Genomic DNA, 826 nt, shown 5'->3' with positions numbered 1-826 from the left:
CGAGCGGGTGACGGTGCGGTTGGTGGCGGCGCGCGCGCCGGGGGCCGAGCAGCCGTGGTCGGCGGATCCGGATGATCCTTTGCGGTGGTCGGCGGCGGTGGCCGAGTTGCCGACGGTCGCGGCCGAACCGGACGTGTTGCCGGTCGTGGTGGGTCTGCTCGGCGGCGGTGTGGTGGTGCTGGATCTGTCGGCGGTGGCGCCGGTGGTCGCGGTGGGCGGGGATCCGAACACGGCGCGCGATCTCGTGCACGCGGTGACGGCGCAGCTCGGGGCCCGGTTGCCGGCGTCGGCGGTGGGTGTCGCGCACGGGGTGCATCCGCGGTTCCCGGGGCGCCCGATGGAGGACCTGCTCGGCGATGCGGATGTGCGGGTGGTGGTGTGCGCGGCGCCGGGCGCGGACGCGGACGTGGAGCGTCGGTTGGGCGCGTTCGCTGCGGCGGGGCGGCTGCGGGTGCTCGTGCTCGGCGATGTCCGGGGTCGGCGGTCGGTGCTGCGGCCGGACGTGTTCGGGGTGTTGTCGGCGGTGGACGCGTTGGGGCCGGTGGAGACGGCGATGGTGGCGCGCGCGGTGGCTCGGGCGGTGCGGTCGGGGCGGCTGGTACCGCCGGCGCCGAGTGCGGCTTCGGCTCCGACTTCGAATCCTCCTGCGGCGTCGACCCCGACTCCGACTCTGCCCTCGTCGCCGACCTCGTCGCTGTCCCCGAACCAGGCTTCGGTGTCCGCGAGTCCGGTGGGGCCGGTGGGTACGGCCGCGGAGGCGGCGCCGGCGGCCGTCGCGCCGGCTGTGGCGGCGCCGGCTGTGGTGACCGTGGCGACCGTTTCGGCC

1 pseudogene is annotated in these 826 nt (G+C 76.5%); it reads left to right on the top strand.

Annotation, left to right across the window (positions count from 1 at the left end):
• Nucleotides 1-22 precede the first annotated feature (22 nt).
• A pseudogene (locus GT354_RS21600) lies at nt 23-826 on the top strand (hypothetical protein); the annotation flags it as partial.

The organism is Streptomyces sp. SID3343, assembly GCF_009865215.1.
In the GTDB taxonomy this organism is placed as follows: Bacteria; Actinomycetota; Actinomycetes; order Streptomycetales; family Streptomycetaceae; genus Embleya.
This window is presented reverse-complemented; position numbering and strand designations above follow the sequence as displayed.